General features: G+C 62.8%; 2 protein-coding genes and 1 pseudogene. 2 read left to right on the top strand and 1 reads right to left on the bottom strand.

Features of this window, described 5'->3' with window-relative positions:
* Positions 1-537: 537 nt before the first annotated feature.
* Positions 538-1110 (bottom strand): sigma-70 family RNA polymerase sigma factor, encoded by a 573-nt coding sequence (locus E2C06_RS36165; RefSeq protein WP_338324268.1) that lies wholly within the window; start codon positions 1108-1110, stop codon positions 538-540.
* Between the two features lie 173 nt (positions 1111-1283).
* Here E2C06_RS36165 and E2C06_RS36160 point away from each other — a divergent pair, with 173 nt between their 5' ends.
* Positions 1284-1733, top strand: a complete 450-nt coding sequence (locus E2C06_RS36160; protein ID WP_133293344.1) for a response regulator — start codon at positions 1284-1286, stop codon at positions 1731-1733.
* Positions 1734-2075: 342 nt separating this feature from the next.
* Positions 2076-2312, top strand: a pseudogene (locus E2C06_RS36155) (hypothetical protein); the annotation flags it as partial.

Genomic DNA, 2312 nt, shown 5'->3' with positions numbered 1-2312 from the left:
GCCAGGGCAGCCGCTGCCTGACGCACAGCGGCGGCGCACATCGAAAGAGCGCCGCTCCGCCCCCAGCGGCATCAGTCCAAAATCCGGTTACCGGGACGGGCTCCTAGGGAAGTAAATCAGCGCGGGCTGCGCCGAAATCTATTGCTGAAAGCGCAACAGGTCGTCCCGAGCGAGTAGCGCCGGTAGGTCTACTTCAGCCCAGATGCGATCAGGGTCGAAGGGAGGTTGTTGACCCGGCTGTAGATCACCCCTGATCCAGCTGAAGGACATTTGGAGCCTGTCGCCCTCTTGAGCCAAGGCTTCAGCAATCTCATCCGACCAACCGAGGTCCCCTTTGGGGCACTCTGAACCGAGCGGGAAGGCTGGAAAGCTGTCCATGGGCTACCTCCTGTGGTTGAGCCGATTTGCCGGGCTAGAGAGACAAGCTCGCTGGGGTCGATGCCACCGTGTTCGATGGTGACTTCGGCCGCCTGACGGGCAGCGGCGCGAAGTCGGAACAGCAGGGACATGCGGCACGTCTCCGCTACGGGTGCGCTGCTAATCGGCCGCTCTGATGGGGGCTGCTCCGATCCTGTCAGTCCAGCCGAAGCAGCGCTCGGACGCGTTGCTGAAAGCTACTACCTTGCCGAGGAGCGATGCCCGAAGCTGGCGGCGGGCACGAAAAACCCGGGTCTTGATCGCTGCTGCAGCGCAGCCGGTCACCTCGGCGATTTCGTCGTAGCTCATGCCCTGCAAGGCGACCAACAGAAGCGCCGCGCGCTGTTCTGCCGGAAGACGACCGATCGCGCTGCGCAACTCGCCCAGGATGAGCCGGTCCTCCTGCGCACCACCGACGCCGAGCACTGCATCTGGCACATGATCCAAGTCCTCAGTCGCGTGCCGCTTGCGGGTGTCACTGATGAAGCGGTTGTACAGGATGCGATGCATCCAGGCGCGGAAGTTGGTGCTTGGGGTGAAGCTGTCGCGCGCGGCCAGGGCATTAGCGACCGCGTCTTGCACCAGATCGTCGGCAGCGGCGGAGTTCCTGGTCAGGGCGCGAGCATGGGCGCGGAGCTGAGGCAGGGCGGTGATGAGCAGATCATGGAACCCATCGTGCTGCGGCATGAGCATCCCTTCTTGCTACCCATAGTTGCAATCGCGTTCTTATACACACGCATTGTCGGTCTCACGTCGTGACGAAGGCGTGAGGCGCGAACCGGCCTTGCGACATTTCGTTATGGTTGATCAAAACGGGCGTTCTTCGCGCAAAATCCTCGCGCTGCGCCTGACAGGGAGGCTTCGTGATGGCAGCACGGCTACTCATCACCGACGACGAGCCGTTGATTTTGCTCTCGCTGGCCGATCTTTTCGAAGACGAGGACGTCGATGTGACACTCGCCTCGGATGGCCTCGAAGCGCTCGCGGCAGCGCAGACACTGGGCGACACGCTCGACGTCCTGGTTACTGACCTCGACATGCCGCGGATGGCGGGCCGCGACCTGATCCGGGCGCTCCGCCTGGACCGGCCGTCGCTCCCCGTCGTGATCGTGAGCGGATCTGCATCGCCCGATAGCGTCTCAGAGCTGCGGCGTACTTGTGGCGGGCACGGCCCGCTTCTCCTGGTGCACAAGCCTTTCGCTTCTTGCGAAGTGAAAGCCGCTGTCCGACGAGTGATAGCTGGCCGGGAGACGGGGAGGGCTACAACGCCGCAGGGCTGTTCGACATCTAAAATGCCGGTTGGACGTCCTCTTTAGTAGCAGCAGCAGGCCGGCGACGCTGCGTACCCAAGTCAGCTGAATGACAGATTCAAGGTGGCTGCTGGTTGGTGAGATCGTGCAGTGCGAATCACCGCGGAACAGGTCGCGTTCGCAGGCAAGCGCGTTCAGCTCAGCGTCCGGAATTTCATTGCTCTTGGGATAAGCTGCTCGCATACAGTTCGCAAAGCACGGCCAGGTCGCTCTGCGCTGTTGGCGCTGCGAGCCCGCGCCGATTAAAGCAACTATTACGTTAATTTTTTGTTATATATATTTCCTTGCGGTTGATGCGCAGGATTGCCGCTCCCTGCGCCGATGAGCTTCCCCGACGAGGCAAACGCCATGACCTTTGTCCGCAGCCCAATTGCCACTGGCCTCCCCGCCCTCGCCCGCCAGGCCCTGGCGAGTTCCAGCCAGCCCGCCCGCCCCGCCTCGACTCACGAAACGTTGGACACCGCCTTTGACGCCGATCGCGGCATCTACTGGTGCCGCCTGCGGCCCACCGGCCGGCCCTGCTTCAGCCGCGAATTGCTGCGCGACATCGCCTCGATGCATGCGGCGATCCCGGAGCTCTTCGCC

The organism is Dankookia rubra (assembly GCF_004355005.1).
In the GTDB taxonomy this organism is placed as follows: Bacteria; Pseudomonadota; Alphaproteobacteria; order Acetobacterales; family Acetobacteraceae; genus Paracraurococcus; species Paracraurococcus ruber_A.
Note: the sequence above shows the minus strand (reverse complement) of the source record. Positions and strands in the feature narration are given on the sequence as shown.